Raw genomic sequence first — 26114 nt, forward strand, 5'->3', positions numbered from 1 at the left:
GACGGACGCGGAGCCGCGGCCGGGACGCCCGCCCGCGGGCGGCGGGTGTGGGCGCGGCCTGCGACGATGTCGCACGTGGTGCTCACCCGCTTCTCGGAGCCGACCCGCACGTGGTTCACCGGCGCGTTCGCCGAGCCGACCGCCGCGCAGGTCGGCGCGTGGGACGCGGTCTCGGGCGGGCGGCACGCGCTCGTCGTCGCACCGACCGGGTCGGGCAAGACGCTCGCGGCGTTCCTGTGGGCCCTCGACGGCCTGCTGACGAGCAGCCCGCCGGACGACCCGACGCACCGCTGCCGCGTGGTGTACGTCTCACCGCTCAAGGCGCTCGCGACCGACGTCGAGCGCAACCTGCGCTCGCCGCTCGTGGGGATCCGGCAGGCGGCGACCCGGCTCGGCACGAGCCTCCCCGAGGTCGCGGTCGGCACCCGGACCGGCGACACGCCCCCCGCCGAGCGCCGCGCGTTCGCGACGCGACCACCGGACGTGCTCATCACGACGCCCGAGTCGCTCTACCTCGTCCTGACGTCGGGGGCACGCGCCGGGCTCGCGGGCGTGCACACCGTGATCCTCGACGAGATCCACGCCGTCGCGGGCTCGAAGCGCGGTGCGCACCTCGCGCTGTCGCTCGAGCGCCTCGACGTGCTGCTCGAGGCCTCGGGCCGGCCGCCCGCGCAGCGCATCGGGCTGTCCGCGACGGTCCGGCCCGTGGAGGCGGTGGCGTCCTTCCTCGCGGGGGCGCGGCCGCGGTCCGAGGGCGGGCGCGAGGTCGTCGTCGTGCAGCCGCCCGCGACCAAGCAGATCGCGGTCGACGTCGTCGTACCCGTCCCCGACCTGTCCGACCTGGCGTCCGCGGGCGACCCCGCGTCGCGCGCGGCGTCCGCGAGCGACACCGGAGCGCAGGCGACACCCGCCGCCGACGCGTGGTCCCAGGCCGCGGAGGCCGACCTCGCGGGCGACGCCGACCGGCCGCAGCGCCGCGCGTCGGTGTGGCCGCACGTCGAGGAGCGGGTGGTCGACCTCGTCGCCGAGCACCGCGCCACGCTCGTGTTCACCAACTCGCGTCGTGGTGCCGAACGGCTCACCTCGCGCATGAACGAGGTGTGGGCCCAGCGCACCGGCCTCGACGTGCCCGACCCCGGCGAGCTGCACGCCGCCGCCGTCCCGGGGCAGTCGGGCACGGGCGTCGGGATCGACACCCGAGACGCCTCGACGATCCTCGCGCGGGCCCACCACGGCTCGATGAGCCGCGCGGAGCGCACGCGCACCGAGTCCGAGCTCAAGGCGGGCGTCCTGCCGGCGGTGGTCGCGACGAGCTCGCTCGAGCTCGGCATCGACATGGGCGCGGTCGACCTGGTCGTCCAGGTGGGCGCGCCGCCGTCCGTCGCGAGCGGCCTGCAACGCATCGGCCGCGCGGGGCACCAGGTCGGCGCGGTGTCCCGCGGCGTGGTGTTCCCGACGTACCGCGGCGAGCTCGTGGCGGCGGCCGTCACGGCCCAGCGCATGCGCACGGGTGAGCTCGAGCCGCTCGCGGTGCCGAGCAACCCGCTCGACGTGCTCGCGCAGCAGGTCGTCGCGATGGTCGCGGTCGACGAGTGGCCGGTCGACGAGCTCGCGCGCGTGGTGCGCCGCGCCGCCCCGTTCGCCAGGCTCGGCGACGCGACGCTGCGGGCGGTGCTCGACATGCTCGCTGGCCGGTACCCGAGCGAGGAGTTCGCGGAGCTGCGCCCCCGGCTGGTGTGGGACCGGGTCCGCGACGTGCTCGTCGGGCGTCCGGGAGCGCTGCGGCTCGCGGTCACGAGCGGCGGCACGATCCCGGACCGCGGCATGTACGGCGTGTTCCTCGCGTCGCCCACGGCGGCGACGCCCGGCGTCGCGGTGGACCCCGAGATCTCCGCGGGCCGCACGCGCGGGGGCAAGCGCGTCGGCGAGCTCGACGAGGAGATGGTCTACGAGTCACGCGCGGGCGACACGTTCACGCTCGGCTCGTCGACGTGGCGCATCGAGGAGATCACCGCCGACCGCGTGCTGGTGTCCCCCGCGCCCGGGGTGCCCGGGCGCCTGCCCTTCTGGAAGGGCGACTCGCCGGGCCGGCCCGCGGAGCTGGGCCGCGCCATGGGCGCGTGGGTGCGCGAGCTCGCCGCCCTGTCCGACGAGGACGCGCGGCTGGCCGCGACGGCCGCGGGCCTCGACGCGTGGGCGGCCGACAACCTGCTCGCGTACGTGCGCGAGCAGGTGGCGGCCACCGGCGAGGTGCCGAGCGACGTCGCCGTCGTCGTCGAGCGGTTCCGCGACGAGCTCGGCGACTGGCGCGTGGTCATCCACTCGCCGTACGGCGCACGTGTGCACGCGCCCTGGGCGGTCGTGCTCGGCGCGCGGCTGCGCGAGCGGTACGGCGTCGACGCGGCCGCGATGCACTCGGACGACGGGATCGTCCTGCGGCTGCCGGACACGCTGGACGCCGAGCTCGACGACCTGTGGGACGAGCGTCGCGGCGACGCGGAGGGCGCGCCCGGCCTCGACCTGGCGGACCTCCTGGTCGACCCCGACGACGTGGTCGCACAGGTCCGCGCGCAGCTCGGCTCGTCGGCGATGTTCGGGGCACGGTTCCGCGAGGCCGCCGGGCGCGCCCTCCTGCTGCCGCGCCGCCGTCCCGACCGCCGCAGCCCGCTGTGGCAGCAGCGCCAGCGCTCCGCCCAGCTGCTGTCGGTGGCCGCCCAGTACCCCGACTTCCCGATCCTGCTGGAGGCGACGCGCGAGTGCCTCCAGGACGACTTCGACACCGCGGCGCTCGCGGAGCTCGTGCGCGGCGTCGCCGCGGGGCGGGTGCGCGTCGTCGAGGTCACGACGCGCGCACCCTCGCCGTTCGCGCAGTCGCTGCTCATGGGCTACACGGCGCAGTTCCTGTACGACGGCGACGCCCCGCTGGCGGAGCGCCGCGCGGCCGCGCTCACGCTCGACCCGACGCTGCTCGCCGAGCTGCTCGGGCAGTCCGGCGAGTCCCAGCTGGCGGACCTCCTCGACCCGCAGGCGGTCCTCGACACCGAGGCCGAGCTGTCGGGCCGCGCGCCGGACCGGCAGGCGACGACGCTCGAGCAGCTCGCGGACACCGTGCGACGGCACGGTCCCCTGCCCGTCGCGGAGCTGCTCACGCGCGCCGCGCCCGAGGTCCATGACCGTGTGCCCATGTGGCTCGCCGAGCTCGCGGACGCGCGACGCCTGATCGAGGTCCGGCTCGCGGGCGTCCCGCCGCACCGCGCGCAGCAGTGGGCGGCCGTCGAGGACGCGGGCCGCCTGCGCGACGCGCTCGGGGTCGCGCTGCCCGTCGGCGTGCCCGAGGCGTTCACCGAGGTGCTCCCCGACCCGGTGGGCGACCTCGTGCGCCGGTACGCGCGCACGCACGGCCCGTTCACCGCCGCCGCTCTCGCGGCGCACCACGGGTGGGGCGTCGCGGTCGCGCAGCAGGCGCTGGGGCGGCTCGAGGACGCGGGCGTGCTCGTGCGCGGGCGCCTGCGTCCCACCGAGCTGGGCGGGACGGGCGACGAGTACTGCGACGCGAACGTGCTGCGCACGCTGCGCCGACGCTCGCTCGCCGCGCTGCGCTCGCAGGTCGAGCCCGTCGACCCGCGCGCGCTCGGGGTGTTCCTGCCCCGGTGGCAGTCGGTCGCACCCGTGCTCGGCGGCGGAGCCGCCGGGCTGCGCGGTGTCGACGGCGTCGCGCGGGTCGTCGAGCAGCTCGCGGGCTTCGCGGTGCCCGCCTCGGCGCTCGAGGCCCACGTGCTGCCGTCCCGCGTCGTGGACTACCGCCCGGAGATGCTGGACGAGCTCACGGCCGCGGGCGAGGTGGTCTGGGCGGGCCACGCGGCGCTGCCGGGTCATGACGGCGTGGTCTCGCTGCACCCCGCGAGCGTGGCCGACCTGACGCTGGCCGCCCTCGCGCTGCAGGAGGACCTCGCGACGACGAGCCCGCTGCACGTCGCGGTGCTCGACGCGCTGGGCGACGGTGGCGCGTGGTTCGTGGGCGCGCTCACCGCGCGCGTGCGGGACCGCTGGGAGCACGTCGGTGCCCCGGCCGCGCCCGGGGCCGACGCCGCGGGCGACGCGCCCGCCGAGCCGCTGCCCGTCACGGAGCGTGACGTGGTGGCCGCGCTGTGGGACCTGGTCTGGGCGGGGCTCGTCACCAACGACTCGCTGTCCCCGCTGCGGGCATGGCTCGGCTCGGGGACGACGGCGCACCGCACGCGCACGACCGCGCCGCGTGGTCGCCCGCTGCGACCACGGCTGGGGCTGCGCGGTCTGGGCGGTGCACCGGTGGTGCGGCCGCGGGCGGACGGCAGCTCCGCCGGACGCTGGTCGCTGCTCCCTGCCCGGGAGGGCGACGCGACCCTGCGCGCGCACGCGCTCGCCGCCCAGCTCCTCGACCGGCACGGCGTGCTCACACGCGCGGTCGCGCCGCTCGAGGGGATCGGCTCACGGTTCGGCGACGTGTACCGCGTCCTCGGCGCGCTCGAGCAGGGCGGCCAGGTGCGTCGCGGGTACTTCGTCGAGCGGCTCGGCGGGTCGCAGTTCGCCCTGCCGGGCGCGGTCGACCAGCTGCGCGCGGACGCGTCCACCGTGCAGCTCGCGCAGGAGCGCGCCGAGGAGCGCAGCGAGGGCGGCGCGACGAGCGACCCCGCGCTGGACGCCGCGCGGTCGTCGCGGGACGCGCCCCGGCGGGGCAGCGCGCTCGTCGTCGTGCTGGCCGCGACCGACCCGGCCAACCCGTACGGAGGTGCGCTCGCGTGGCCGGACCCGGTGGGCGCCGCGGACGGTGCGGGACACCGGCCCGGGCGCAAGGCGGGGTCGCTCGTCGTGCTCGTCGACGGCGCGCTGGTGCTCTACGTCGAACGCGGCGGCCGGACGGTCCTGTCGTTCGCCGAGGACGGCGAGATGCTCGACGCGGCGGCGCGCGGCCTGGCGTCCGTGGTGCCGCGGACGGGACGCCTGACGATCACGCGCATCGACGGCGCCGCGGTGCTCGCGGACGGTGCCGCGCACTCGGCGGTCGGCACCGCGCTCGTCGCCGCGGGGTTCTCGACCACTCCTCGTGGGCTGCGGCTGGGGTCAGCCCGGTGAGGATGCGCGATGCCCGAGGGTGATGTGCTGCGACGCACCGCGACCCGGCTGGACGACGCGCTCGCGGGACGGGTGCTCGTCCGCGCCGAGCTGCGCTGGCCGTCGGCCGCGGGCGTGGACCTCATGGGACGGACGGTGCTCGGCACGCGTCCCTACGGCAAGCACCTGTTCACACGGTTCGACGACGGCCGCACGCTGCACACGCACCTGCGGATGGACGGCATGTGGCGGGTCGCGGCGACCGGGACGCCGCGGGCGGCCGGGCGCGCCACGGAGATCCGCGCGGTCCTCGCGACGGACCGGTGGACGGCGCTGGGTCGGCTCCTCGGGATGCTCGACGTGGTGCCGACGCGCGACGAGCGGCGGCTGATCGACCATCTGGGGCCGGACGTCCTCGCGGACGAGCTGGACCTCGACGAGATCCTGCGGCGGTGGCGTGCGCAGGGCGCCACTCCCGCCGCGGAGGTCCTGCTGGACCAGCGGGTCGCCGCGGGGCTGGGCACGATCTTCTGCGCGGAGTCCCTGTTCGCGCTCCGGCTGTGGCCGTGGACGCCGGCTGACCAGGTCGAGGACCCCGCCCGGCTCTACGTCGTCGCGCGGCGCCTCATGCAGCGGTCGGTGCTCTCCGGCCGGCCCGACTCGCGCGTGCACGGCCGCCTCCGGCGTCCCTGCACGCGGTGCGGGACGCCCATCGCGGTCGCGCCCGCTCGTCGGCCGCCCATGGAGCGTCCGGTGTTCTACTGCCCGCGCTGCCAGGCCCGGCCCGGGGCGGCCTGACGTCAGCCGATGGGCGCGAGCTCGGAGCGCGGACGGGCCCAGCCGCCCTCGCCCGTGCACCCCATCGACGCGGCCAGCTCCGCCGGGACGGTGTCGGGGATGAGCAGGCCCTCGGCCACCGCGACGCGGTCGCTCACCTCGCGCAGCACGAGGGACATCGGGACGTCGAGCGCCGCGCAGATGCTCTGCAGCAGCTCGGACGACGCCTCCTTCTGCCCTCGCTCGACCTCGCTCAGGTACCCGAGCGAGACCCGCGCCGCCGACGAGACCTCACGAAGGGTCCTGCCCTGGCGCTGACGCGCATCCCGCAGCACGTCGCCGATCTCACGACGCAGCACGATCATCGAGGCTCCCCCTCTCGTCTCGTCCGTCACCCGAGGTCCGACCGCACGGGACACCCCGTGCGCCGCCTCTCGGCCACCCTCACGTGCCGGCGGCCTGTCGACCGACACCCTGTCACCGTACCGTGCCCCGCTGACACGCGCGGGACTACGTCGAGCCGGGGGGCGAGTGTTCATCACGCCTCCTCCAACGTCGGACCAGGTCCGCGTGTTCCCGCCGCCGAGGCGTCCCGGGCGGGCCGACGCGACGATTCACCCGGGCCGGCCGGGCGCCGCCCGGTCCGGCTACGGCAGGTCCTGCCGATCGGGGTCGTCGCCTCGCACCGCGTCGGACACCCGCACCGCGTCGGACACCCGCACCGCGGCAGACAGGAGCGCCAGCGCCTCCTCGACGCACAGCTCGCGGACCTGCGCGCGTCCGCCCCCGAGCCGCAGCGAGCGGACCTCGCGTCGCACGGGCGTCACGACCGCGACGTGCACGGTCCCGGGCGGGTGCCCGTCCTGCGGGTCGGGTCCCGCGACGCCCGTCGTCGCGACCCCGACGTCCGAGCCCAGGCGACGCCGCACGCCGTCCGCCATCAGAAGCGCGACCTCCGGGTCGACCGCACCCACGGCGTCGAGCAATGCCGTCGGGACGCCCAGCAGGGACGCCTTGAGGTCGGTCGCGTACGCGACGACCGCGCCGCGGTGCACGTCGGACGCGCCCGGCACGTCGACGACCCGGGCGCTCAGCAGGCCGCCCGTGAGCGACTCGGCGACCGCCAACGTCCAGCCGCGCTCCCGCAGCGCGTCGAGCGCCTCGGCGGCGGGCACGTCAGATCCCCGGCGGGACGGGCGCCGCGCGGCGGATGCGCACCGCGGTGCGCACGTAGTCGAGCCCGGTCACGACCGTCACGACGAGGGCGGCGGCCATCACGACGCCCGCGAGGACCTCGACGGCGGGCGGCATCGCGGACAACGGCAGGACGTACAGCCCGATCGCGAACGACTGCAGCACGGTCTTGAGCTTGCCGCCGCGCGAGGCGGGCAGCACGACGTAGCGCAGCAGGAAGAACCGCATGACCGTGATGCCGAGCTCACGCACGAGGATCACGACCGTGACCCACCAGGGCAGCTCTCCGAGCGCGGACAGCACGACGAGCGCCGCGCCGATGAGCAGTTTGTCGGCGATCGGGTCGAGCAGCTTGCCGAAGTCGGTGACCTGACCCGTGCGGCGCGCGTACCAGCCGTCGATCCGGTCCGTGACGGCGGCCACCGCGAACACGCCGGCCGCGAGCAGGCGGTACCCCACGCTGTCCCCGCCCTCGGCGAGCATCGCCCAGACGAACACGGGCACCAGCAGGACGCGCGCGACCGTCAGCACGTTCGCGAGGTTCCACGTCGGCTGCGGTGCGGGACTCACGCCGACAGCCTAGGTCGTCCGCGCGCCGGGCCCGGTGACCCGCGTGCGCGGCGCGGCGTGCGACCGGCGGCGGACGGAGGCCGGGGGGGCAGGGGCCGGGCCGACGGAGCCGGGTGGACGCAGGCGCGGGGGCCGACGCACGGGGCGACCGGGTGGACTCGGCGCGACGCGGCCGAGTGCTTGCCCGCGGCACCCGCCGCGGCGGCTAGGGTCCCGCGTGTGACCCGCCACGCCCGACGCCCCCGTCGCTCCTCGTCGCCCGTGGCGCTCACCGCGCTCGTGCTCGTCGTGTCCTGCGTCGCCGCCGCGGCCGCGGTGCTGCGCCCCTGGGAGGCGTCCACGTCCGCCGGGGACGGCGAGCCGGTGGTCGCCACGACGTCCGCCGCGACGGCGAGCCCCACGCCGACGCCGTCGCCCACGCCCGACGCGGACGCGGAGTTCACCATCGTCGCGACCGGGGACGTGCTCCCCCACCAGGCGGTCGTCTCGTCGGCCACGAGCGGCGGGACGGTGGACTTCGGCCCGCTGCTCGCACCGCTCACGCCGTGGGTGCAGGCGGCGGACCTCGCGCTGTGCCACCTCGAGGTGCCGGTCGCCCCGAACGGCAGCAAGCCGAGCGGGTACCCGATCTTCGGTGCGCCCGTCGAGGTGGTCGCCGGGCTCGCCGCGCAGGGCTGGGACGGCTGCTCGACGGCGTCGAACCACTCGGTGGACCGCGGCTTCGCGGGCGTGAGCGCGACGCTCGACGCGTTCGACGCGGCGGGGCTCGGGCATGCGGGCACGGCGCGCACGCAGGCGGAGGCCGAGGCGCCGCAGCTGTACACGCTCGAGCGCGCCGGCCAGACGATCACGGTCGCGCACATCGCCGCGACGTTCGGCACCAACGGCATGCCGGTCGACGCGGACAAGCCGTGGTCCGTCACGCGCATCGACGTGCCGACGATGGTCGCCCAGGCCCGCGACGCGCGAGCAGCCGGTGCGGACCTCGTCGTCGCGAGCGTGCACTGCTGCGTCGAGTACCAGACCGCGCCGACGGCAGAGCAGGAGGACGTCGCGCGTCGGCTCGCGGAGTCGGGCGAGATCGACCTGTACATCGGGCACCACGCGCACGTGCCGCAGCCGGTCGTACGGCTCGACGGGGGCCCGGACGGGACCGGCATGTGGGTCGCGTACGGGCTCGGCAACTACCTGTCGAACCAGGACGGGGCGTGCTGCTCCCCGAAGACGGACTCGGGACTGCTGCTCACCGCGCACGTGCGAAGTCCCGGCGCGTTCGCGGCGGACGGCCGCGCGGCGGGACCCGTGCGGGTCACCGGGGTCGAGTGGACACCGGTGACCGTCGACCGCACGAGCGGGCACCGGGTGCACGCGCTGACCGACATCATCGGCGGGACGTCGACCCTGTCTCCCGACGAGGTCGCGGCCCGGCTCGCGCGCGTCCGGGAGGCGGCCGGCGACCAGGCCGAGGAACGCACCGAGCCGGTGACGCCCACGGGCGATGCGCCCGTCGTGGTGCGCCGGCCGGGCTGACGCCGCTCAGGCGCCCCCCGTCGGCGCCGGCGGACCGTCCGCGGGGGGGTGCGGGGTGCCCGGCTGCGCCGGGCGCGGCGGCGCGGACATGCCGGCCAGCGGCGGCGCCACCGGCGTCGGGCGGGCCGCGGCGTCCGGCCGCCGCACCACCCCGGGCAGCGGCACCGCTGTCGCGGCCTCGGGCGAGCCGGGCGCCGGCTGCGCCCCGCCGTACAACCACCCCTGCCCGTAGCGCCACCCGTTGCGGTGCAGGTACTCGGCCTGCTCGGCGTGCTCGATCCCCTCGGCGATCGTGACCATCGCGAGCTCGCGCGCGAGCGCCCCGAGCGCACGGACCACCTTGCCCGCGGTGGGGTCGTCCGGGATGCCGGAGGTGAAGGACATGTCGAGCTTCACGCCGGCGACCGGCAGGTCGCGCAGGTAGGACAGCGGCGACACGCCGGTCCCGAAGTCGTCGAGCAGGATGGGCACGCCCGCGGCGGACAGCTGCGTGAGCTCGTGGCGGATGCGCGTGCCCGACGCCACGAGCGAGGACTCGGTCAGCTCGACCACGATCCGCCCCGCCATGAGCCGGTGCCGCGAGATCTCCGCGAGCAGCGTCGTCGCGAACTCCCCGTCACCCAGCTGGTCCGCGGACACGTTGACCGACACCCACGTGGTGCGGTCGGACGACGTCGCGACGAACTCGGCGACCTTCGTCGCGACGAGCTGGCCGAGCGGCACCGCGAGCCCCGCCTCCTGCGCGAGACCCAGGAACGCCGACGGCAGCAGCAGCCCGCGGTACGGGTGCTGCCAGCGCACGAGCGCCTCGTACCCGACGACGCGGCCGTCCGCGAGGTCGACGATCGGCTGGTAGTGCACGACCAGCTCGTCGGCGTCGAGCGCGTCCGTGAGCTCGCGCAGCAGGTCGACGCTCGAGGAACGGCCCATCGAGTGGTCGTAGACCTCGGTCCGTCCGCGGCCCGCCGCCTTGGCTCGGTACAGCGCGGAGTCCGCCGCCGCGAGCAGGCCCGGCGCGCCGCCCTGCACGGTCTCCGGGTCGGCGAGCGCGATGCCGATGCTCGCCGCGACCTGCATCCGCCGCCGCGCGACACGCACCGGCTCCGCGAGGCCCGCGTGGATCGCGGCCGCCACCTCGAACACCGCCCGCGGCCCGTCGACGTCCTGCACGACGACGACGAACTCGTCGCCGCCGAGGCGCGCGACCGTCCCGCGCCGCGCGGTGGCCGCCCGCAGCACGCCCGCGACGTGCACGAGGACCTCGTCGCCGGCCGCGTGCCCGTACCGGTCGTTGATCTCCTTGAACCCGTCGAGGTCGCACGCGAGCACCGCGACCCGGTCGACCACGCCCGGCTGCTCGAGCACGGACTGCAGCACCTCCTGCAGCAGGGTGCGGTTCGCGAGGCCCGTGAGCGGGTCGTGCATCGCGCGGTGCGTGAGCATCTCGGCCTGGAGCTTCGACTCGGTCGAGTCGCGGACCTGCACGACGAAGTGGTCCGGCTCGCCCGTGGGCGAGCGCACGAGCGCGGCGTCGAGGACGACCCACACGAGGTGGCCGTCCGCGCGCTGGTAGCGCTTCTCGACCGAGAACCGGTGCTGGCCGCCACCGAGCAGCCGGTCGACCTCGAGGCGCTCGCTCGCGCGCGACTCGGGCGTGCCGAGCGCCTCCATCGGGTAGCCGCGCAGCGCGTCCACCGTCGTCCCCAGCAGCTCCGCGAGGGCCGCGTTGGCCTCGACGACGTGCCAGTCGAGGTCGACGAGCGCCATGCCGATCGGCGCGTTCTCCATCGCGACCCGGAACTGCGTCTCCGAGCGGGACAGCGCCGCCTCGACCTGCCGCGACCCCGTGACGTCGACGAGCGTCGTGAGCACCGCGGGCGCGTCGCCGTCGGCCGCCGCGACGAGCTGGCTCGAGACCTGCACCATGCGCGCCTGCGTGCCCGTGGGGCTCGCGACCGCCACGCCGACGAGCTGCGAGTCGACCGTGTATCCCGCGCGCCCCGTGCGGTAGCCGAGCACGCCCGCGGGGTTCATCGCGAGACCCTGCTCGTTGACCAGCACGACCGCCAGGTCCGTGAGGTGCCGCCCCACGGCGGCGTCCGGCACCACGCCGAGGATCGTCGCGGCCCGGTCGGAGATGTCGAGCACCGTGCCGGACAGCGAGACGACGAGCACGCCCTCCTTGGTGACCGCCTGCAGCGCGTCGTACCGGTGCCGCAGCTCGCGCGACAGGTCGAGCAGGTCGTTGGCGCGGCGCACCTCACGGCGTTGGCGCGCGAGGAGCACGAGCACCCAGACGAGCGCGACGACCGCGATCGCCGCGATGACGAGCGACGCGAGCCCCACCGTGTCGTCCGTCCCCGCGGTCAGCGCCGCGGGCGACGGCGCCGTGGCCAGGACCCGCGTGGGCGTCACCGCCCGCCGCCGGACCAGCCCTGGCCCTCGTCCTCGAGGTCGTCGTGGTAGTCGGTCGCGACCGGGATGCCCTCGTCGCCGGGCAACGGTCCGTCGTCCGCCGGCTCCCCGCGCAGCATCGCGAGCGTCCCGGGCAGGTCGTCGGGCTGCACGAGCACCTCGCGCGCCTTCGAGCCCTCGGACGGCCCGACGATCTCGCGGGACTCCAGCAGGTCCATCAGGCGACCGGCCTTGGCGAAGCCCACCCGCAGCTTGCGCTGCAGCATCGACGTCGAGCCGAACTGCGACGTCACGACGAGCTCGGCGGCCTGCAGCAGCAGGTCGAGGTCGTCGCCGATGTCCTCGTCGACCTGCTTCTTCGGCGCGGCCTGCGCGACGTCCTGCCGGTAGGACGGCTTGAGCTGGGTCTTGACGTGCTCGACGACCGCGTGGATCTCGGACTCCGCGACCCACGCGCCCTGCGTACGCATGGGCTTGGCCGCGCCCATCGGCAGGAACAGCGCGTCGCCCTGGCCGATGAGCTTCTCCGCACCCGGCTGGTCGAGCACGACGCGCGAGTCCGTGAGCGAGCTCGTCGCGAACGCGAGGCGCGAGGGGACGTTGGCCTTGATCAGACCCGTCACGACGTCGACCGACGGACGCTGCGTCGCGAGCACCAGGTGGATGCCGGCCGCGCGCGCGAGCTGCGTGATGCGCTGGATGGACGCCTCGACGTCGCGGGGCGCGACCATCATGAGGTCCGCGAGCTCGTCGACGATCACCAGCAGGTACGGGTACGTCGCGATCTTGCGCTCGGACCCCGGCAGGGGCTTGACCTTGCCCGCCCGGACCGCGGCGTTGAAGTCGTCGACGTGCTTGAACCCGAACATCGCGAGGTCGTCGTAGCGCGCCTCCATCTCCCGCACGACCCACTCGAGGGCCTCCGCGGCCTTCTTGGGGTTCGTGATGATGGGGGTGATCAGGTGCGGGATGCCCTCGTAGATCGTCAGCTCGACGCGCTTGGGGTCGACCAGCACCATGCGCACCTGGTCCGGCGTCGAGCGCATGAGGATCGACACGATCATCGAGTTCACGAACGACGACTTACCGGCACCGGTCGCGCCCGCGACCAGCAGGTGGGGCATCTTCGCGAGGTTCGCGACGACGTAGCCGCCCTCGACGTCCTTCCCGACGCCGATGATCATCGGGTGGTCGGAGCGCTTGGCGGCCGACGAGCGCAGCACGTCGCCGAGCGCGACGGTCTCGCGGTCGGTGTTGGGGATCTCGATGCCGATCGCGGACTTGCCCGGGATCGGCGACAGGATCCGCACGTCGGCCGATGCGACCGCGTACGCGATGTTCTTCGACAGCGCCGTGACGCGCTCGACCTTGACCGCCGGCCCCAGCTCGACCTCGTACCGGGTCACGGTCGGGCCGCGGGTGAAGCCCGTGACCTTGGCGTCGATCTCGAACTGCTCGAGCACGCTCGTGAGCGACTCGACCACGCGGTCGTTCGCGGCCGAGCGGACCTTGTGCGGCGGTCCCTTCGCGAGCGAGTCCTCGGACGGCAGCAGGTAGACCACGTCGCCGCCGAGCATCGGCTGCTCACCGCGCGGGACGCCCGTCGTGGGGGGTGCGGCCAGCTCCGTGGGCCGGGGCGCGGCCGCCGCGGACGCGGCCGCCTCGACGACCGTGGTGGGCTCGGTCGGCGCGTCGGGTGCGACCGCGCGCGTCTCGTCGTCGGGCCCGGCAGGGTCGACGACGGCGGCGCGGACGAACGCCTGGTCCGCCTCGTACTCGTCGAGCGCGGCCTGCGCGGCCTCGGCGGCACGGTCCGCCTTGCGGCGGCGCAGCCCGCGGCGCGCACGCGGCGGCTCGTCCGGCTCCTCGACCGCCGTGTGACCGGCGTTGATGACGAGCGGGGCGTCGTCGTCCTGGGTCGCGGCGTCGTCGTGCTGACCGGTGAGGCGGCGGTAGAGCGCGCGCAGGCGCGGCACGACCTGGTGGACCGGCGTCGCCGTGACGACGAGCAGCCCGAAGAACGTGAGCAGCAGCAGCAGGACCACGGTCACCGGGACCGTCACGAGCGTCACCAGCGGCGTGCCGACGATCAGGCCGACCATCCCGCCCGCGCCGCGCACCGCCTCCATGTCGTCCGTGCTCGGACGGTCCTGGAACACGTGCACCAGGCCGCACACGGCGAGCAGGATCGCCGCGAGACCGATGCCGATGCGGCCGTTCGCCTGCACGCGGTCCGGGTGCCGCATGAGCCGGACCGACGTGGCGAGCAGCAGGATCGGCACGACGACGCCGACGACCCCGAACGTGCCGGCCACGACGTTGTGCACCACACCGCCCGCGGTGCCGGACATCGACCACCACTCGCGCGCCGCCACGACGACCGCGAGCCCCAGCAGCGTGAACGCGAGGCCGTCGCGCCGGTGCGCGGGGTCGAGGTCGCGTGCGTCGCGCCCGACGCGGCGGGCCGCGCCGCCGACGAGGTGCGCGGAGCCCATCCACATGCCCTTGACGATCCGCACGGGCAGGGCGGGACGCGGGGGGCGGGAGGGCGCGGAGGCACGCGCCGCCGGCCGTGCGCCCGACTGCTTGGAACGTGCGCCCGAGCCCGACGGCGTGCCGGCGGACCGTGCGGCGGGCGCGCCGGAGCGCGACCGTGGGGTCGTACGGGTCGCCATGGTCCTCACGGTAGCCGGACGCGCCCCGTCGACGGGGATGGCGCGGCGCCGTGTCGCCCGCGGACGTGTCGGACCCGACCCCTACCGTGTCCCCCGTGCGAACCGAGACCTGCGCGCGACGCCCGAGGAGACGCCCGTGACGCGGCGCGGCTGGGCCCTGCTGCTCACGATGGGCGTCGTGTGGGGCGTGCCGTACCTGCTCATCAAGGTCGCCGTCGACCAGGTCACGCCGGCGGGCGTCGTGCTCGCCCGCACCGGCCTGGGCGCGCTGCTCCTGCTGGCCTTCGTGCCGCGCGCCGGCGGGTTCCGGACGCTGCGGGGGCACTGGCGGCCGGTCGTCGCGTTCGCGGCCCTGGAGATCGTCGGGCCGTGGATCCTGCTGTCGAACGCCGAGCGCACGCTCACCAGCTCGACCACCGGGCTGCTCGTCGCGACCGTCCCGATCGCGGCCGTCGTCATCGGCCGGTTCGTGGACGGGCAGGCGGTCGCGCTCGTGCGGTGGGCCGGCCTCGTCGTGGCGCTCGGCGGCGTCGCGCTGCTCCTCGGTCCGGGCGCGGCCGGGGGCGACGCGTGGGCCGTGGCCCAGGTGCTCCTGGCCGCGCTCGGCTACGCGGTCGCCCCGATCGTGGCCGACCGGCGTCTGCGTGACGTGCCGCCGATCCCGCTGACGACCGCGTGCCTCGGGCTGACGGCGCTCGTGTACCTGCCGGTCGTGCTGCTCGAGGCACCGCACCCGGCGCCCGACGCCGCCGGGGTCCTCGCGCTCGCCGCGCTCGGGGCCGTGTGCACCGCGCTCGCGTTCGTCCTGTTCTTCCGGCTCATCGCGGAGGTCGGCGCGGCCCGCTCGACGCTCGTCGCCTACCTCAACCCGGTCGTCGCGGTCGCGCTCGGCGCGCTCGTGCTCGACGAGCCGATCACCCTCGCGGTGGTCGCGGCGACCGCCCTCATCCTCGTCGGCTCGGCCGCCGCGTCACGTCGCAGCGGAGCCGTGCCCGAGCCCGCGGGCCTGGCACGCGCCGCGGACGCGCTGTCGGACGTCGACGACGAGCCGACGTCCGACGGCACCGCGGGTCAGTCGAAGTCCCAGATCGAGTTCCGGTCGTAGAACGTCAGCACGTACCGGCAGCGGGTGCACACGAGCAGCGTCTTGACGTGCGTCGTGAACCCCCACCGTCCGTCGGTGCGCTCCTGCTGCTGCTCGTAGTCGGTGTTCTGGCACAACGGGCACGGGGGAAGGTTCATGGCACGCGACGCTAGCGGTCCGTGCGCCCCGGCGGGGCCCGTTCGCGGCGCGAGCGAGACCCGGCCGTCCGCGTCGGTCAGACGACGCTCGACCTCGACACGTGGGCGCGTCACGTCCACGTCGCGCGACGCACCTTCACGCGTCGGTTCCGCGAGCGGACGGGCGTCAGCCCCGGGCACTGGCTCGTGCAGCAGCGCCTCGCCCGCGCCCGGGTGCTGCTCGAGACCACGGACCTCACGGTCGACGAGGTCGCGCGCCGCGCGGGCTTCGGCTCCGCGGCGACCCTGCGCCTGCACTTCACCGAGCACCTGCGCACGACACCTCGGCGGCACCGTGAGACGTTCCGCCGCACGGTGCCGCCGAGCAGTGCCGCCGAGCAGTGACGCCGAGCAGTGACGGCGCTACGCCTCCACGACCACCGGGATGATCATCGGGCGGCGACGCAGGCGACCCGAGACCCACCGACCCACGACCCGCCGCATGATCTGCTGCAGCTGGTGCGTGTCGGTCGCGCCCTGCGCGATCGCGTCCTCGAGCGTGCGCGTCAGCTCCGGGAGGATGTCCTCGAACACGTCGTCCTGCTCGGCGAACCCGCGCGCGTGGATCTGCGGGCCCGCGAGCACCTTGCCGTCGGCGGACGACACGACCGCGAAGATCGAGATGAACCCCTCGTCACCGAGGATCCGGCGGTCCTTGAGCTCGGCCTCGGTGATGCCGCCCACGCTCGAGCCGTCGACGTACACGTAGCCGCACGGCACCGCGCCGACGACGGACGCGCGGCCGTCGACGAGGTCGACGACGACGCCGTCCTCGGCGAGCACCACGCGGTCGGCGGGCACGCCGGTCTGGACCGCGAGCGCGCCGTTCGCGACGAGGTGGCGCACCTCGCCGTGCACGGGCATGACGTTGCGCGGGCGCAGGATGTTGTAGCAGTAGAGCAGCTCGCCCGCGGACGCGTGGCCCGAGACGTGCACCTTCGCGTTGCCGGAGTGCACGACGCGCGCGCCGAGGCGCGTGAGCCCGTTGATCACGCGGAACACCGCGTTCTCGTTCCCGGGGATGAGCGACGACGCGAGGATCACGGTGTCCCCCGCGCCGACCGACACCTTGTGGTCGTTGTTCGCCATGCGCGACAGCGCGGCCATCGGCTCGCCCTGCGAGCCGGTGCACATGAGCACCACCTCGTCGTCCGGGAGGTCGTCGACCGCCTTGAGGTCGACGAGCACGCCGGCGGGCACCTTGAGGTAGCCGAGGTCGGCGGCGATCGCCATGTTGCGGACCATCGAGCGGCCGACGAGCGCCACGCGGCGGCCGTGCGCGGCGGCGGCGTCGAGCACCTGCTGGACGCGGTGCACGTGCGAGGCGAACGACGCGACGATGATGCGCTTGCTCGACTCCGCGAAGACCCCGTCGAGCACGGGACCGATGCCCCGCTCGGGTGCCACGAACCCCGGGACCTCGGCGTTCGTGGAGTCGACCATGAACAGGTCGACGCCCTTCTCGCCCAGGCGTGCGAAGGCACGCAGGTCGGTGATGCGCCCGTCGAGCGGGAGCTGGTCCATCTTGAAGTCGCCGGTGTGCAGCACGGTGCCCGCGGGGGTCGTGACCGCGACCGCGAGCGCGTCCGGGATCGAGTGGTTGACCGCGACGAACTCGCACTCGAACACGCCGAGCTGCTCGACCTGACCCTCGCGCACCGCGAGCGTCACCGGCGTGATCCGGTGCTCCTTGAGCTTCGCCTCGACGAACGCGAGCGTGAGCTGCGAGCCGACGAGCGGGATGTCCGAGCGCAGGCGCAGCAGGTAGGGCACGGCGCCGATGTGGTCCTCGTGCCCGTGCGTGAGCACGATCGCCTCGATGTCGTCGAGCCGGTCACGGATGTAGTCGAAGTCCGGGAGGATCAGGTCGACGCCGGGCTGGTGGTCCTCGGGGAACAGCACGCCGCAGTCGACGACGAGCAGGCGCCCGCCGAACTCCAGCACGGCCATATTCCGGCCGACCTCGCCCAGTCCGCCGAGCGCGACGACGCGCAGTCCTCCCTCCGGGAGCGGGGGCGGCGGGGTCAGCTCGGGGTGGGGGTGGCTCAAGTCTTCTCCTGCGACGGGCGGGGCGGCCGGTGGCGCGCTCCCGCGAGGGTGGCCCGGCGCTGCGGGCCCGGTGGTCAGGTGAGGGCCGCGTCGAGCAGCCCGGCGGCGCGCAGCGCGTCGCGGATGCCGTCGACCTCGTCGTCGGTCGCGGGCACGTACGGCAGGCGCACGGTGCGACGCGGGATGAGGCCGAGGACCTCGAGCGCCGCCTTGACGTGCACGGCCTGGAAGCCGGCACCGTTCACGGCGTCGGTGACAGGGAGCGTCGCGGCGTAGGCCCGCTGCGCGGCCGGGACGTCGCCCCGGTCCCACGCGTCGAGCAGCTCGCGGAACATCGCGCTCGCCGCCTGGGTGACGACGCCGACGACGCCGACGGCCCCCACGGCGAGGAACTGCGCGACGAGGCCGTCGTCGCCCGAGTACCAGGCCAGCCCGGTGCGCGCGATGCCGCGTGCGGCGTTCACGGTGTCGCCGGTCGCGTCCTTGAACGCGACCACACGCTCGTCGGCCGCGAGCGTGTCGATCGTGGCGTCCGCGAGGCGCACGCCGGCGCGGCCCGGGACGTCGTACAGCATCGCGGGCAGGTCGCCCGCGTCGAGCACCGCGCGCACGTGCGCGACCACGCCCGGCTGCGACGGGCGCGAGTAGTAGGGGCTCACGACGAGCAGGCCGTGCGCGCCGGCCTCGGCGGCCTGCTCGGCCATCCGCGCGGCGTGCAGCGTGTCGTTGGACCCCGCGCCGGCGACGACGTACGCGCGGTCGCCGACCGCCTCGACGACCGCGGCGATCAGCTCGGCCTTCTCGGGTGCGTGCGTCGTCGGCGCCTCGCCCGTCGTGCCGTTGAGCACCAGACCGTCGTGCCCGGCGTCGACGAGCCGGCGCGCGAGCTGCACCGCGGCCGCGAGGTCCACCTCGCCCTGCGGGGTGAAGGGCGTCACCATCGCGGAGAGCAGCGACCCGAACGGGCGCGAGCTCGACGTCACCTGCGGCATGGCGCCCACCGTACCGCGCACGGACGGACCGACCGCGCCCGATCCACGCTCCGAGCGGCGTGCGCCGCGCCGGTGCGCGTCAGCCGGACGCGCGGACGTACGTCTCGAACCGGTACCGGGCGCCCGTCGACGACGTCGACCAGCCCTCGGCGGGCTCCGCGCGTTCCCGACGCCACCGCTCCGGCGCGAGCCGCGGCGCATGCGTGTCGCCCGCGACGGTGACGTCCACCACGGTGACCTCGGCGCGGTGCGCGTACGGCAGGGCGAGCGCGTAGACCGCTCCCCCGCCGACGACCCACACCTGCTCGCCGCCGGGAGCGTCGGCGGCGAGTGCGAGCGCGGTCGCCAGGTCGTGGACGACGAGCGCGCCCTCGAGCTCGAGCCCGGCCTGCCGGGTGAGCACGAGGTTCGTCCGGCCCGGCAGGGGCCGCCAGCGCGCCGGGAGCGAGTCCCAGGTCGCGCGGCCCATCACGACCGGGTGCCCGTCCGTGAGCGCCTTGAACCGCGCGAGGTCCTCGGGCACGTGCCACGGGAGCGCACCGTCGGCGCCGATGACCCCGCCCGCCGACTGCGCCCACACGAGCGCGACGTGCGGCTCGCTCGTCGTGCTCATACGGCGATCGGCGCCTTGATCGTCGGGTGGTGCTGGTACCCGACCACCTCGACGTCCTCGTACGCGTAGTCGAAGATCGACGCCGCCTTGCGCAGGCGCAGCGTCGGCGCGGGGTACGGCTCGCGCGTGAGCTGCTCGCGGACCTGCTCGACGTGGTTGTCGTAGACGTGGCAGTCGCCGCCGGTCCAGACGAGGTCGCCGACCTCGAGGTCGACCTGCTGGGCGACCATGTGCGTGAGCAGCGCGTAGGACGCGATGTTGAACGGCACCCCGAGGAACAGGTCCGCGGACCGCTGGTAGAGCTGGCAGGACAGCCGCCCGTCCGCGACGTAGAACTGGAACAGCGCGTGGCACGGCATGAGCGCCATGCGCCCCAGCTCGGCGACGTTCCACGCCGAGACGACGTGCCGGCGCGAGTCCGGGTCGGCCCGCAGGTTCTCGACGAGCTGCGCGACCTGGTCCACGTGTCCGCCGTCGGGGGTGGGCCACGAGCGCCACTGCACGCCGTACACCGGCCCGAGCTCGCCGTCCGCGTCCGCCCACTCGTCCCAGATCTTCACGCCCCGCTCCTGCAGCCAGCGGACGTTGGAGTCGCCGCGCAGGAACCACAACAGCTCGAGCACGACCGAGCGCAGGTGCACGCGCTTGGTCGTGACGAGCGGGAAGCCGGCCGACAGGTCGAAGCGCATCTGGTGCCCGAACACCGAGCGCGTGCCCGTCCCCGTGCGGTCCGACTTCGGCGTGCCGGTCTCGAGGACCAGCCGCAGCAGGTCCTCGTACGGGGTGGGGATCGCGGACGGCTGCGTCATGCGCGTCATCGTACGTTCGGCGCGGGCCGTGCGGCCGCAGCGTCCGGCCGTGCCGCGCGGCGCGTGTGCGACCCTGTGCGCGTGACGGACGGCGGTCGGGACGAGGTGCGCGCGGCCGTCCGCCAGGCGCTCTCCGTGTCGCTCGCGACCGGTCTGTACGGGGTCTCGTTCGGGGCGCTGTCCGTGGCCGCGGGGCTGGACCTCGCACAGACCATGGCGCTGTCGCTGCTCATGTTCACGGGCGGGTCGCAGTTCGCGTTCATCGGCGTCGTCGCGTCCGGCGGGACCGCCACGGCCGCCGTGGCCACCGCGGGCCTCCTGGGCGTGCGCAACGGCCTGTACGGCCCGCAGGTCGCTCCCCTGCTGGGGGTGCGCGGCTGGCGCCGCCTGCTGGCCGCGCAGCTGACGATCGACGAGTCGACCGCGGTGAGCACCGCGCACCCACCGGGCCGGGCGGCTCGCGCCGGGTTCTGGTGGACGGGCGTCGGCGTCTTCGCGCTGTGGAACCTGTTCACGCTCGGCGGTGCCCTGCTCGGCGACGCGCTCGGCGACCCGCGCCGGTACGGCTTGGACGCCGCCGCCGCGGCCGCGTTCCTCGCCCTCGTCTGGCCGCGGTTCTCGGGGCCGCACGCGCGGCTCGCGCGGCTGGTCGCCGCCGCGTCCGTCGTCGCGGCGCTCGCGACGACGCCCGTGCTGCCGGCGGGCGTCCCCGTGCTGCTGGCGGCCGCGATCGCGATCCTCGTCGGGATGCTCGCACCGGCACCGGCACCGGCACCAGAACCGGCACCAGCACCAGAACCGGCACCGGCACCAGAACCGGCACCGGCACCCGACCGGCCGCCCGCCCCCGGTCCGCCGGGACACCCGCCTGCGGGCGGCACCGCCGAGGGAGGTCGCCCATGAGCCCCACCGCCACCTGGGTCGCGGTGCTGGTCGGCGCCGCGGTCGTGCTCGCGATCAAGCTCGTCGGGCACCTCGTGCCCGAGCGCTGGCTCGCCGAGCCGCGCGTCGCGCGCACCGCGTCGCTCGTGACCGTCGCGCTGCTCTCCGCGCTCGTCGCCGTGCAGGCCGTCGCGCAAGGGCAGGCGCTCGTCGCGGACGCGCGCCTGCCCGCGCTCGCGGTCGCGGCGGTGGCCCTCGCGCTGCGCGCGCCGTTCGTCGTCGTGGTCGTGCTCGCCGCCGCGACCGCAGCGGGGCTGCGCGCCCTCGGCATGGCCTGACGCCCGCGGCCGGGCCGCCGCCACGCCACCTCCGGCCACCTCCGGGCCACCTCCGGGCCCTGAGCGCGGCCCGGCACCGGACTCGCACCTCGTGCGTTGTACCCTCGCCCGACGACGAGGCCGCGCGTGCGGCCCCCGCCCACCGGAGGACCGATGGCCCAGGCCCCCACCACCACGCCGACGAACCCGTCCGGCGCCGAGACCGTGCAGCGCTCCGCGGTCGGCACGCTGATCTTCGCCTCACGCTGGCTGCAGCTGCCGCTGTACCTCGGCCTGATCGTCGCGCAGGCGTTCTACGTGTGGCAGTTCATGAAGGAGCTGTGGCACCTCGGCGTGGGGCTGTTCACGGGCCAGGTCGAGCACGTGGACGCCGACGGGCACGCGCACGTCGAGGCGTTCACCAGCGGCGACATGATCATCGCGGTCCTCGGGCTCGTCGACGTCGTGATGATCGCGAACCTGCTGATCATGGTGATCATCGGGGGCTACGAGACCTTCGTCTCGCGCATCCGCCTCGACGACCATCCCGACCAGCCCGAGTGGCTCTCGCACGTCAACGCGAACGTGCTGAAGACCAAGCTGGCGATGTCGATCATCGGCATCTCGTCGATCCACCTCCTCGCGAGCTTCATCGAGGCCGAGTCGACCATCGAGAAGACCGGCTGGCAGCCGCTGCTCTGGCAGACCGTGATCCACCTGGCCTTCATCGTCTCGGCCATGGCGCTCGCGTGGATCGACCGCGTCTCCACCAAGCACCCGCCGAAGCCGGTGGCCTCGACGCCCGTCGTCCCGCACGGGGACGCGTCGTGACGCTCTTCCGCGAGACCTCGGACGTCTCGGTGCGGCCCGCCGTGCCGGGCGACGAGGCCGCGATCGTCGACATCCAGGTCGAGGCGTGGCGCGGCGCCCACGGTGACCTGCTCGCCGGTGCGCTCGACGTGCTCGACCTCGACGCGATGCGTGCGCAGTGGGCGGCGGCCGTCACCGCGCCGCCGAGCGGGCACCGCGTGCTCGTGGCGTGCGCGGGTGCCGCGGTCGTCGGCTTCGCGTCGGTCGCGCCCGTCCCCGCCACGCGTGGCGGCGACGCCCCCGGCGGCCTGCTCCTGGCGCTCGAGGTGGCCCCGCCGCACCAGCGCGCGGGGCACGGCTCGCGGCTGCTGGCGGCGGCGGTCGACCTGCTGCGCGAGGACGGCGCGGACCAGCTCCAGACGTGGGTGCTCGACGGCGACACCGCGCGGGCGCAGTTCCTGTCCGGCGCCGGCCTGGGCCCCGACGACACCGTGCGCGAGCTCGCGTCGGACACGCTGCCGGACGGCACGGCCCGCACCGTGCGCGAGCACCGGTGGTGGGCGACGATCTGACGCCCACGACCACGCCCACGACCGCGCCCACGCCGGTGCGGTCGTCAGGGGGCGGTACGGCCGCGGAACAGCGCGCGGGCCCGCGCGAGCGACTCCCGCGCGCGGCGGCGGTCCCCCGCGGCGTCGTACGCGAACGCCAGGTGGTACCACGAGCGCCAGTCGTCGGGCGCGGCCTCGCACCGCTCGCGGACCGCGTCGAACGCCGCGCGCGCGGCCGCACGGTCGACCCGCCCGCCGGGCGAGCGCGGCAGGTCGTCGACGGGCAGCTCGTCCGCGTCCGCGAGCCGGTCCGCCATGCGCTGCACGTCGATCGCGAGGCTCCACTCGCGCGCGACGAACCAGACGGCGAGCACCGGCAGCACCCACAGCGCGACACCGAGGACCACGGCCACGGGCTCGCCCGTGCGGACGAGCGACGTGGCGCGCGACGCGACGAGCAGCACGTACAGCGCGAGCAGCGCCGTGAGCGCGACCGCTCCCGCGAGAGCGACGACCGCGGAGCGGCGGCGAGGGGCAGCCACGCTCAGCCCAGGTCGAGCAGGTGCTCGAGACCGACCGTCAGGCCGGGCCGCGAGGCCACCTGACGCACCCCCAGCAGGACGCCGGGCATGAAGCTCACGCGGTCGAACGAGTCGTGCCGGATCGTCAGCTGCTCGCCCGGGTTGCCGAGCAGCACCTCCTCGTGCGCGGTCAGCCCGCGCAGCCGCACCGCGTGGACGTGCACGTCGTCGACGACGGCGCCGCGCGCACCGTCGAGCGACTGCTCGGTCGCGTCGGGGCTCGCGGCCACCCCGGCCGCACGGCGCGCGCGTGCGATCGCGTGCGCGGTGTGCAGGGCGGTGCCCGAGGGTGCGTCGACCTTGTCGGGGTGGTGCAGCTCGACGACCTCGACGGACTCGAACCAGCGCGCGGCCCGCGCCGCGAACGCCATGGTCAGCACCGCGCCGAGCGCGAAGTTCGGGGCGATCAGCACGCCCACGCCCGGGCGGTCCGCGAGGTGGTCGCGCACCCGCGCGAGCGACGCGTCGTCCCAGCCCGTGGCGCCGACGACCGCGTGCACGCCGGCGTCGACGAGCGCGTGGACGTTCTGCTCGGTCACCGACGGCACCGTGAAGTCCACCGCGACCTGCGCGCCCGCGGCCGTGACCCGCGCGAGGTCGTCGCCCGCGTCGAGTGCCGCGACGAGCTCCAGGTCGGGTGCGGCCTCGACCGCGCGTACCGTCGTCGACCCCATGCGTCCCGCCGCACCCAGCACGGCGACCCTGATCCGTTCGCTCACGGTCAGCCACCCTATCCGTCGCGTGCCGCGGCCCCCGACGCGCGTGCCGTCAGTGGGCGGCGATGGAAAGCGCGAGCCGGTCGACCACGCGCCGCAGCTCGGCGGGCGCGAGGCCCGTCGTCCGCTCGACCTCCCGTGGCGCGGGCCCGCTCGACTCGTACCACTGCAGCGCACCGACCACGTCGCGCGGCGACACTGGCCCCGGACCGGCGGCCTCGCGCACGAACCCCGCGAACCGCACGGCGGCCAGGTAGGACGCGGGCGCGACGCCGACCAGCCGCACGCACCAGCGGTGCAGGTCGCTCACCGTCACCCCCTGCGCTCGCGCCAGGTCTGCCGCTGCGACGAGGCCGCGCGTGCGGTCGACCTCCGCGACGACCTCCGCCATGGCCGTCACCCCCGCCGGCCGGTCCGTCGTGCGGGAACGGGCGACGAGCGCCGCGACGAGCACGCGCACCGCGTCCTCGTCGTCGCCGTGCGCGAGGGCGTCGCGCGCGAGGACCGCGTCCGCCTCGTCGACGACGGCCGCCAGCGGCGCACACCTGTCGACGAGCAGGTCGTGCGGTCGCAGGAGGGCGAGCGCGAGCGGGTGCAGCTGCAGCCCGAGCCGCACCGCCGGTGCCGCCTGCTCGCGCACGACCGCGCGGGACGAGAAGCCGCGCACCCCGCTCGCGTCGTCCGTCTGCTCCCCCGTCAGGACGTCCGTGCGCACCCCCGGTGCGCCGACGACGAGCTGCAGCAGCCCGCGGCCGTCGGGCAGCAGCACCTCGCGGTCACCCCCCTCGTCCCGCAACACCCAGGCGTGCTCGACGAGCAGCGGCGCGGAGGCCTCGATCCACCGGTACGCGGTCACAGCCCCATCATGGCGCGCCGGAGCACGCCCGTGGGCGGACGGGACCGCCCGCCCACGGGCGTCAGTCCCCGAAGGGCCCGACGCGCACGACCGAACGCGGGCGCGACGCGAGCTCGGCGGCGAGCTCCTGCACGTCCTGCACGGTCACCGCGCGCACCCGCTCGAGCGACTCGTCGATCGACAGCAGCGCGCCGTGCACCAGCTCCGCCTTGCCGAGCCGGCTCATGCGCGATCCGGTGTCCTCCATGCCGAGCACGAGGCCGCCCGAGAGCTGCCCGACCGACCGCTCGAGCTCGGCGGACGTGATGGGGGTCTCCGCGAGCCGCTCCCACTCCGCGACCATCAGCGCGACGACCTCGTCGACCTTCGCGGGCGTGCAGCCCGCGTAGAGGCCGAACACGCCGGTGTCGGCGTGGCCGGACGCGAACGAGTACGTGGAGTACGCGAGGCCGCGCTTCTCCCGGACCTCCTGGAACAGGCGGGAGGACATCCCGCCGCCCAGCACGGCGTTGAGCACGGACAGCGTGAACCGCCGGTCGTCGGTCGCGGTCAGCGACGTGCAGCCGACGATGACGTTGGCCTGCTCGGTGTGCCGGCGCACGGAGCGCTCCACACCCACGATCGGCAGCCCGTGCTCCCCCGCGCCGAGCTCGCGCGCGACGTCGCGGCGGCCCGTGGGGCTCGCGTCGTCGGCCAGGTCCCAGCCGCCCGCGGCGAGCGCGTCGGCGACCTGAGCGCACAGCGTGTCGTGGTCGACGCCACCCGCCGCGCTGACGACGAGCGTCTGCGGCCGGTAGTGCCACCGGTAGTGCTCCCACACGGCATCGCGCGGGACCTCACGGATCGTCTCGGGAGTGCCGCCGATGGGCCGGCCCAGCGGGTGCTCCCCGAGTACCCCGCTCGCGAACTGCTCGTGGACGACGTCGCTCGGGTCGTCGTCGTTCATCGCGAGCTCTTCGAGGATCACGCCGCGCTCGGTCTCGAGCTCGTCGGTCTCGAGGCGCGCGGAGGTGACCATGTCCGCGATCACGTCGACCGCCATGGGCAGGTCGGTGTCGAGCACCCGCGCGTAGTAGCACGTGTGCTCCTTGCCGGTGGCCGCGTTGGCCTCGCCGCCGACGGCGTCGAACGCCTCGGCGATGTCCATCGCCGAGCGCCGCGCGGTGCCCTTGAACAGCAGGTGCTCGAGGAAGTGGGTCGAGCCGAAGTGGCCGGACGTCTCGTCGCGCGAGCCGACGCCCACCCAGGCCCCGACGGTCGCCGACCGGAGCCCGGGCATGTGCTCCGAGAGGACCCGGACCCCGCCGGGCAGGACGGAACGACGCACGTGGGCGTCGCCGTCCTGCCCGGCGGACTGCTCCGCGCCCGGGAGGCCCGGGCGCACGAGCGGGAGGTCGAGCGGCAC

23 protein-coding genes are annotated in these 26114 nt (G+C 75.5%); 9 read left to right on the forward strand and 14 right to left on the reverse strand.

The window, feature by feature from the left end; genetic code table 11:
- The first annotated feature begins 66 nt into the window (after nt 1-66).
- Both ACT17Q_RS09960 and ACT17Q_RS09965 read left to right on the forward strand, forming a co-directional pair.
- Nucleotides 67-5112, forward strand: a complete 5046-nt coding sequence (locus ACT17Q_RS09960) for an Lhr family helicase (protein ID WP_444662184.1) — start codon at nt 67-69, stop codon at nt 5110-5112.
- Nucleotides 5113-5121: 9 nt separating this feature from the next.
- Nucleotides 5122-5889, forward strand: a complete 768-nt coding sequence (locus ACT17Q_RS09965; protein ID WP_444662186.1) for a DNA-formamidopyrimidine glycosylase family protein — start codon at nt 5122-5124, stop codon at nt 5887-5889.
- Nucleotides 5890-5891: 2 nt separating this feature from the next.
- Here ACT17Q_RS09965 and ACT17Q_RS09970 read toward each other — a convergent pair whose 3' ends face one another.
- From ACT17Q_RS09970 to pgsA, 3 genes are all read right to left on the reverse strand, one after another.
- A complete protein-coding gene (locus tag ACT17Q_RS09970; protein WP_094179777.1) occupies nt 5892-6233 on the reverse strand; it encodes a helix-turn-helix domain-containing protein in 342 nt (113 codons plus the stop codon).
- 282 nt (nt 6234-6515) lie between these two features.
- Nucleotides 6516-7043, reverse strand: a complete 528-nt coding sequence (locus ACT17Q_RS09975; protein WP_444662189.1) for a CinA family protein — start codon at nt 7041-7043, stop codon at nt 6516-6518.
- A 1-nt stretch (nt 7044) separates the two neighbouring features.
- Nucleotides 7045-7632 carry a CDP-diacylglycerol--glycerol-3-phosphate 3-phosphatidyltransferase gene (gene pgsA, locus ACT17Q_RS09980; protein ID WP_094179775.1) on the reverse strand — a complete coding sequence of 196 codons (588 nt, stop codon included), beginning with the start codon at nt 7630-7632 and terminating at the stop codon, nt 7045-7047.
- Between the two features lie 219 nt (nt 7633-7851).
- On the opposite strand from pgsA, the gene ACT17Q_RS09985 reads away from it, so the two are divergent.
- On the forward strand, nt 7852-9162 hold the full coding sequence (locus tag ACT17Q_RS09985) for a CapA family protein (protein ID WP_444662191.1): 1311 nt from the start codon (nt 7852-7854) through the stop codon (nt 9160-9162).
- 6 nt (nt 9163-9168) lie between these two features.
- Here the strand turns inward: ACT17Q_RS09985 and ACT17Q_RS09990 are convergent, their stop codons facing one another.
- Nucleotides 9169-11577, reverse strand: a complete 2409-nt coding sequence (locus ACT17Q_RS09990) for an EAL domain-containing protein (protein ID WP_444662193.1) — start codon at nt 11575-11577, stop codon at nt 9169-9171.
- On the reverse strand, nt 11574-14252 hold the full coding sequence (locus ACT17Q_RS09995) for a DNA translocase FtsK 4TM domain-containing protein (RefSeq protein ID WP_444662195.1): 2679 nt from the start codon (nt 14250-14252) through the stop codon (nt 11574-11576). Before ACT17Q_RS09995 ends, ACT17Q_RS09990 begins: the two co-directional genes overlap by 4 nt.
- Before the next feature lie 136 nt (nt 14253-14388).
- On the opposite strand from ACT17Q_RS09995, the gene ACT17Q_RS10000 reads away from it, so the two are divergent.
- On the forward strand, nt 14389-15357 hold the full coding sequence (locus tag ACT17Q_RS10000) for a DMT family transporter (protein WP_444662197.1): 969 nt from the start codon (nt 14389-14391) through the stop codon (nt 15355-15357).
- Here the strand turns inward: ACT17Q_RS10000 and ACT17Q_RS10005 are convergent.
- Entirely contained in the window at nt 15324-15494 is a 171-nt protein-coding gene (locus tag ACT17Q_RS10005) for a hypothetical protein (RefSeq protein ID WP_166772113.1), read from the reverse strand. The two genes, ACT17Q_RS10000 and ACT17Q_RS10005, sit on opposite strands and share 34 nt — an antisense overlap.
- A gap of 21 nt (nt 15495-15515) precedes the next feature.
- Between ACT17Q_RS10005 and ACT17Q_RS10010 the strand changes: the two genes are divergently transcribed.
- Nucleotides 15516-15878: a helix-turn-helix domain-containing protein gene (locus tag ACT17Q_RS10010; RefSeq protein WP_094179773.1), complete on the forward strand. Its 363-nt coding sequence runs from the start codon at nt 15516-15518 to the stop codon at nt 15876-15878.
- 18 nt (nt 15879-15896) lie between these two features.
- On the opposite strand, the gene ACT17Q_RS10015 is transcribed toward ACT17Q_RS10010, so the two are convergent.
- The 4 genes from ACT17Q_RS10015 to ACT17Q_RS10030 all read right to left on the reverse strand — a co-directional run bounded on the left by ACT17Q_RS10015 (nt 15897) and on the right by ACT17Q_RS10030 (nt 19996).
- Nucleotides 15897-17582, reverse strand: coding sequence for a ribonuclease J (locus ACT17Q_RS10015; RefSeq protein ID WP_444662200.1), 1686 nt, complete (start codon nt 17580-17582; stop codon nt 15897-15899).
- 74 nt (nt 17583-17656) lie between these two features.
- A complete protein-coding gene (gene dapA, locus ACT17Q_RS10020) occupies nt 17657-18574 on the reverse strand; it encodes a 4-hydroxy-tetrahydrodipicolinate synthase (protein WP_141321169.1) in 918 nt (305 codons plus the stop codon).
- Nucleotides 18575-18653: 79 nt separating this feature from the next.
- Nucleotides 18654-19187, reverse strand: a complete 534-nt coding sequence (locus tag ACT17Q_RS10025; protein ID WP_094179771.1) for a dihydrofolate reductase — start codon at nt 19185-19187, stop codon at nt 18654-18656.
- Nucleotides 19184-19996, reverse strand: coding sequence for a thymidylate synthase (locus ACT17Q_RS10030; protein WP_094179770.1), 813 nt, complete (start codon nt 19994-19996; stop codon nt 19184-19186). The genes ACT17Q_RS10025 and ACT17Q_RS10030 overlap by 4 nt, the downstream gene beginning before the upstream one ends.
- An 81-nt stretch (nt 19997-20077) precedes the next feature.
- On the opposite strand from ACT17Q_RS10030, the gene ACT17Q_RS10035 reads away from it, so the two are divergent.
- The 4 genes from ACT17Q_RS10035 to ACT17Q_RS10050 all read left to right on the forward strand — a co-directional run bounded on the left by ACT17Q_RS10035 (nt 20078) and on the right by ACT17Q_RS10050 (nt 22577).
- Nucleotides 20078-20899, forward strand: coding sequence for an AzlC family ABC transporter permease (locus ACT17Q_RS10035; protein ID WP_444662203.1), 822 nt, complete (start codon nt 20078-20080; stop codon nt 20897-20899).
- Nucleotides 20896-21216 (forward strand): AzlD domain-containing protein, encoded by a 321-nt coding sequence (locus ACT17Q_RS10040; RefSeq protein ID WP_444662205.1) that lies wholly within the window; start codon nt 20896-20898, stop codon nt 21214-21216. The genes ACT17Q_RS10035 and ACT17Q_RS10040 overlap by 4 nt, the downstream gene beginning before the upstream one ends.
- A 153-nt stretch (nt 21217-21369) precedes the next feature.
- Nucleotides 21370-22026, forward strand: a complete 657-nt coding sequence (locus ACT17Q_RS10045; protein ID WP_444662207.1) for a TIGR00645 family protein — start codon at nt 21370-21372, stop codon at nt 22024-22026.
- Complete coding sequence (locus ACT17Q_RS10050; RefSeq protein WP_094179766.1) at nt 22023-22577, forward strand: GNAT family N-acetyltransferase; 555 nt, start codon at nt 22023-22025, stop codon at nt 22575-22577. Before ACT17Q_RS10045 ends, ACT17Q_RS10050 begins: the two co-directional genes overlap by 4 nt.
- A gap of 44 nt (nt 22578-22621) precedes the next feature.
- Here ACT17Q_RS10050 and ACT17Q_RS10055 read toward each other — a convergent pair whose 3' ends face one another.
- The 4 genes from ACT17Q_RS10055 to ACT17Q_RS10070 all read right to left on the reverse strand — a co-directional run bounded on the left by ACT17Q_RS10055 (nt 22622) and on the right by ACT17Q_RS10070 (nt 26114).
- Entirely contained in the window at nt 22622-23104 is a 483-nt protein-coding gene (locus ACT17Q_RS10055) for a hypothetical protein (protein ID WP_208405505.1), read from the reverse strand.
- Nucleotides 23101-23856, reverse strand: a complete 756-nt coding sequence (gene dapB / locus ACT17Q_RS10060; RefSeq protein ID WP_444662210.1) for a 4-hydroxy-tetrahydrodipicolinate reductase — start codon at nt 23854-23856, stop codon at nt 23101-23103. The genes ACT17Q_RS10055 and dapB overlap by 4 nt, the downstream gene beginning before the upstream one ends.
- A gap of 49 nt (nt 23857-23905) precedes the next feature.
- A complete protein-coding gene (locus ACT17Q_RS10065; protein ID WP_444662212.1) occupies nt 23906-24709 on the reverse strand; it encodes a hypothetical protein in 804 nt (267 codons plus the stop codon).
- 61 nt (nt 24710-24770) lie between these two features.
- Nucleotides 24771-26114: a M16 family metallopeptidase gene (locus ACT17Q_RS10070; RefSeq protein ID WP_094179762.1), complete on the reverse strand. Its 1344-nt coding sequence runs from the start codon at nt 26112-26114 to the stop codon at nt 24771-24773.

Origin of the sequence: Cellulomonas sp. CW35, assembly GCF_052378485.1 — a bacterium.
In the GTDB taxonomy this organism is placed as follows: Bacteria; Actinomycetota; Actinomycetes; order Actinomycetales; family Cellulomonadaceae; genus Cellulomonas; species Cellulomonas uda.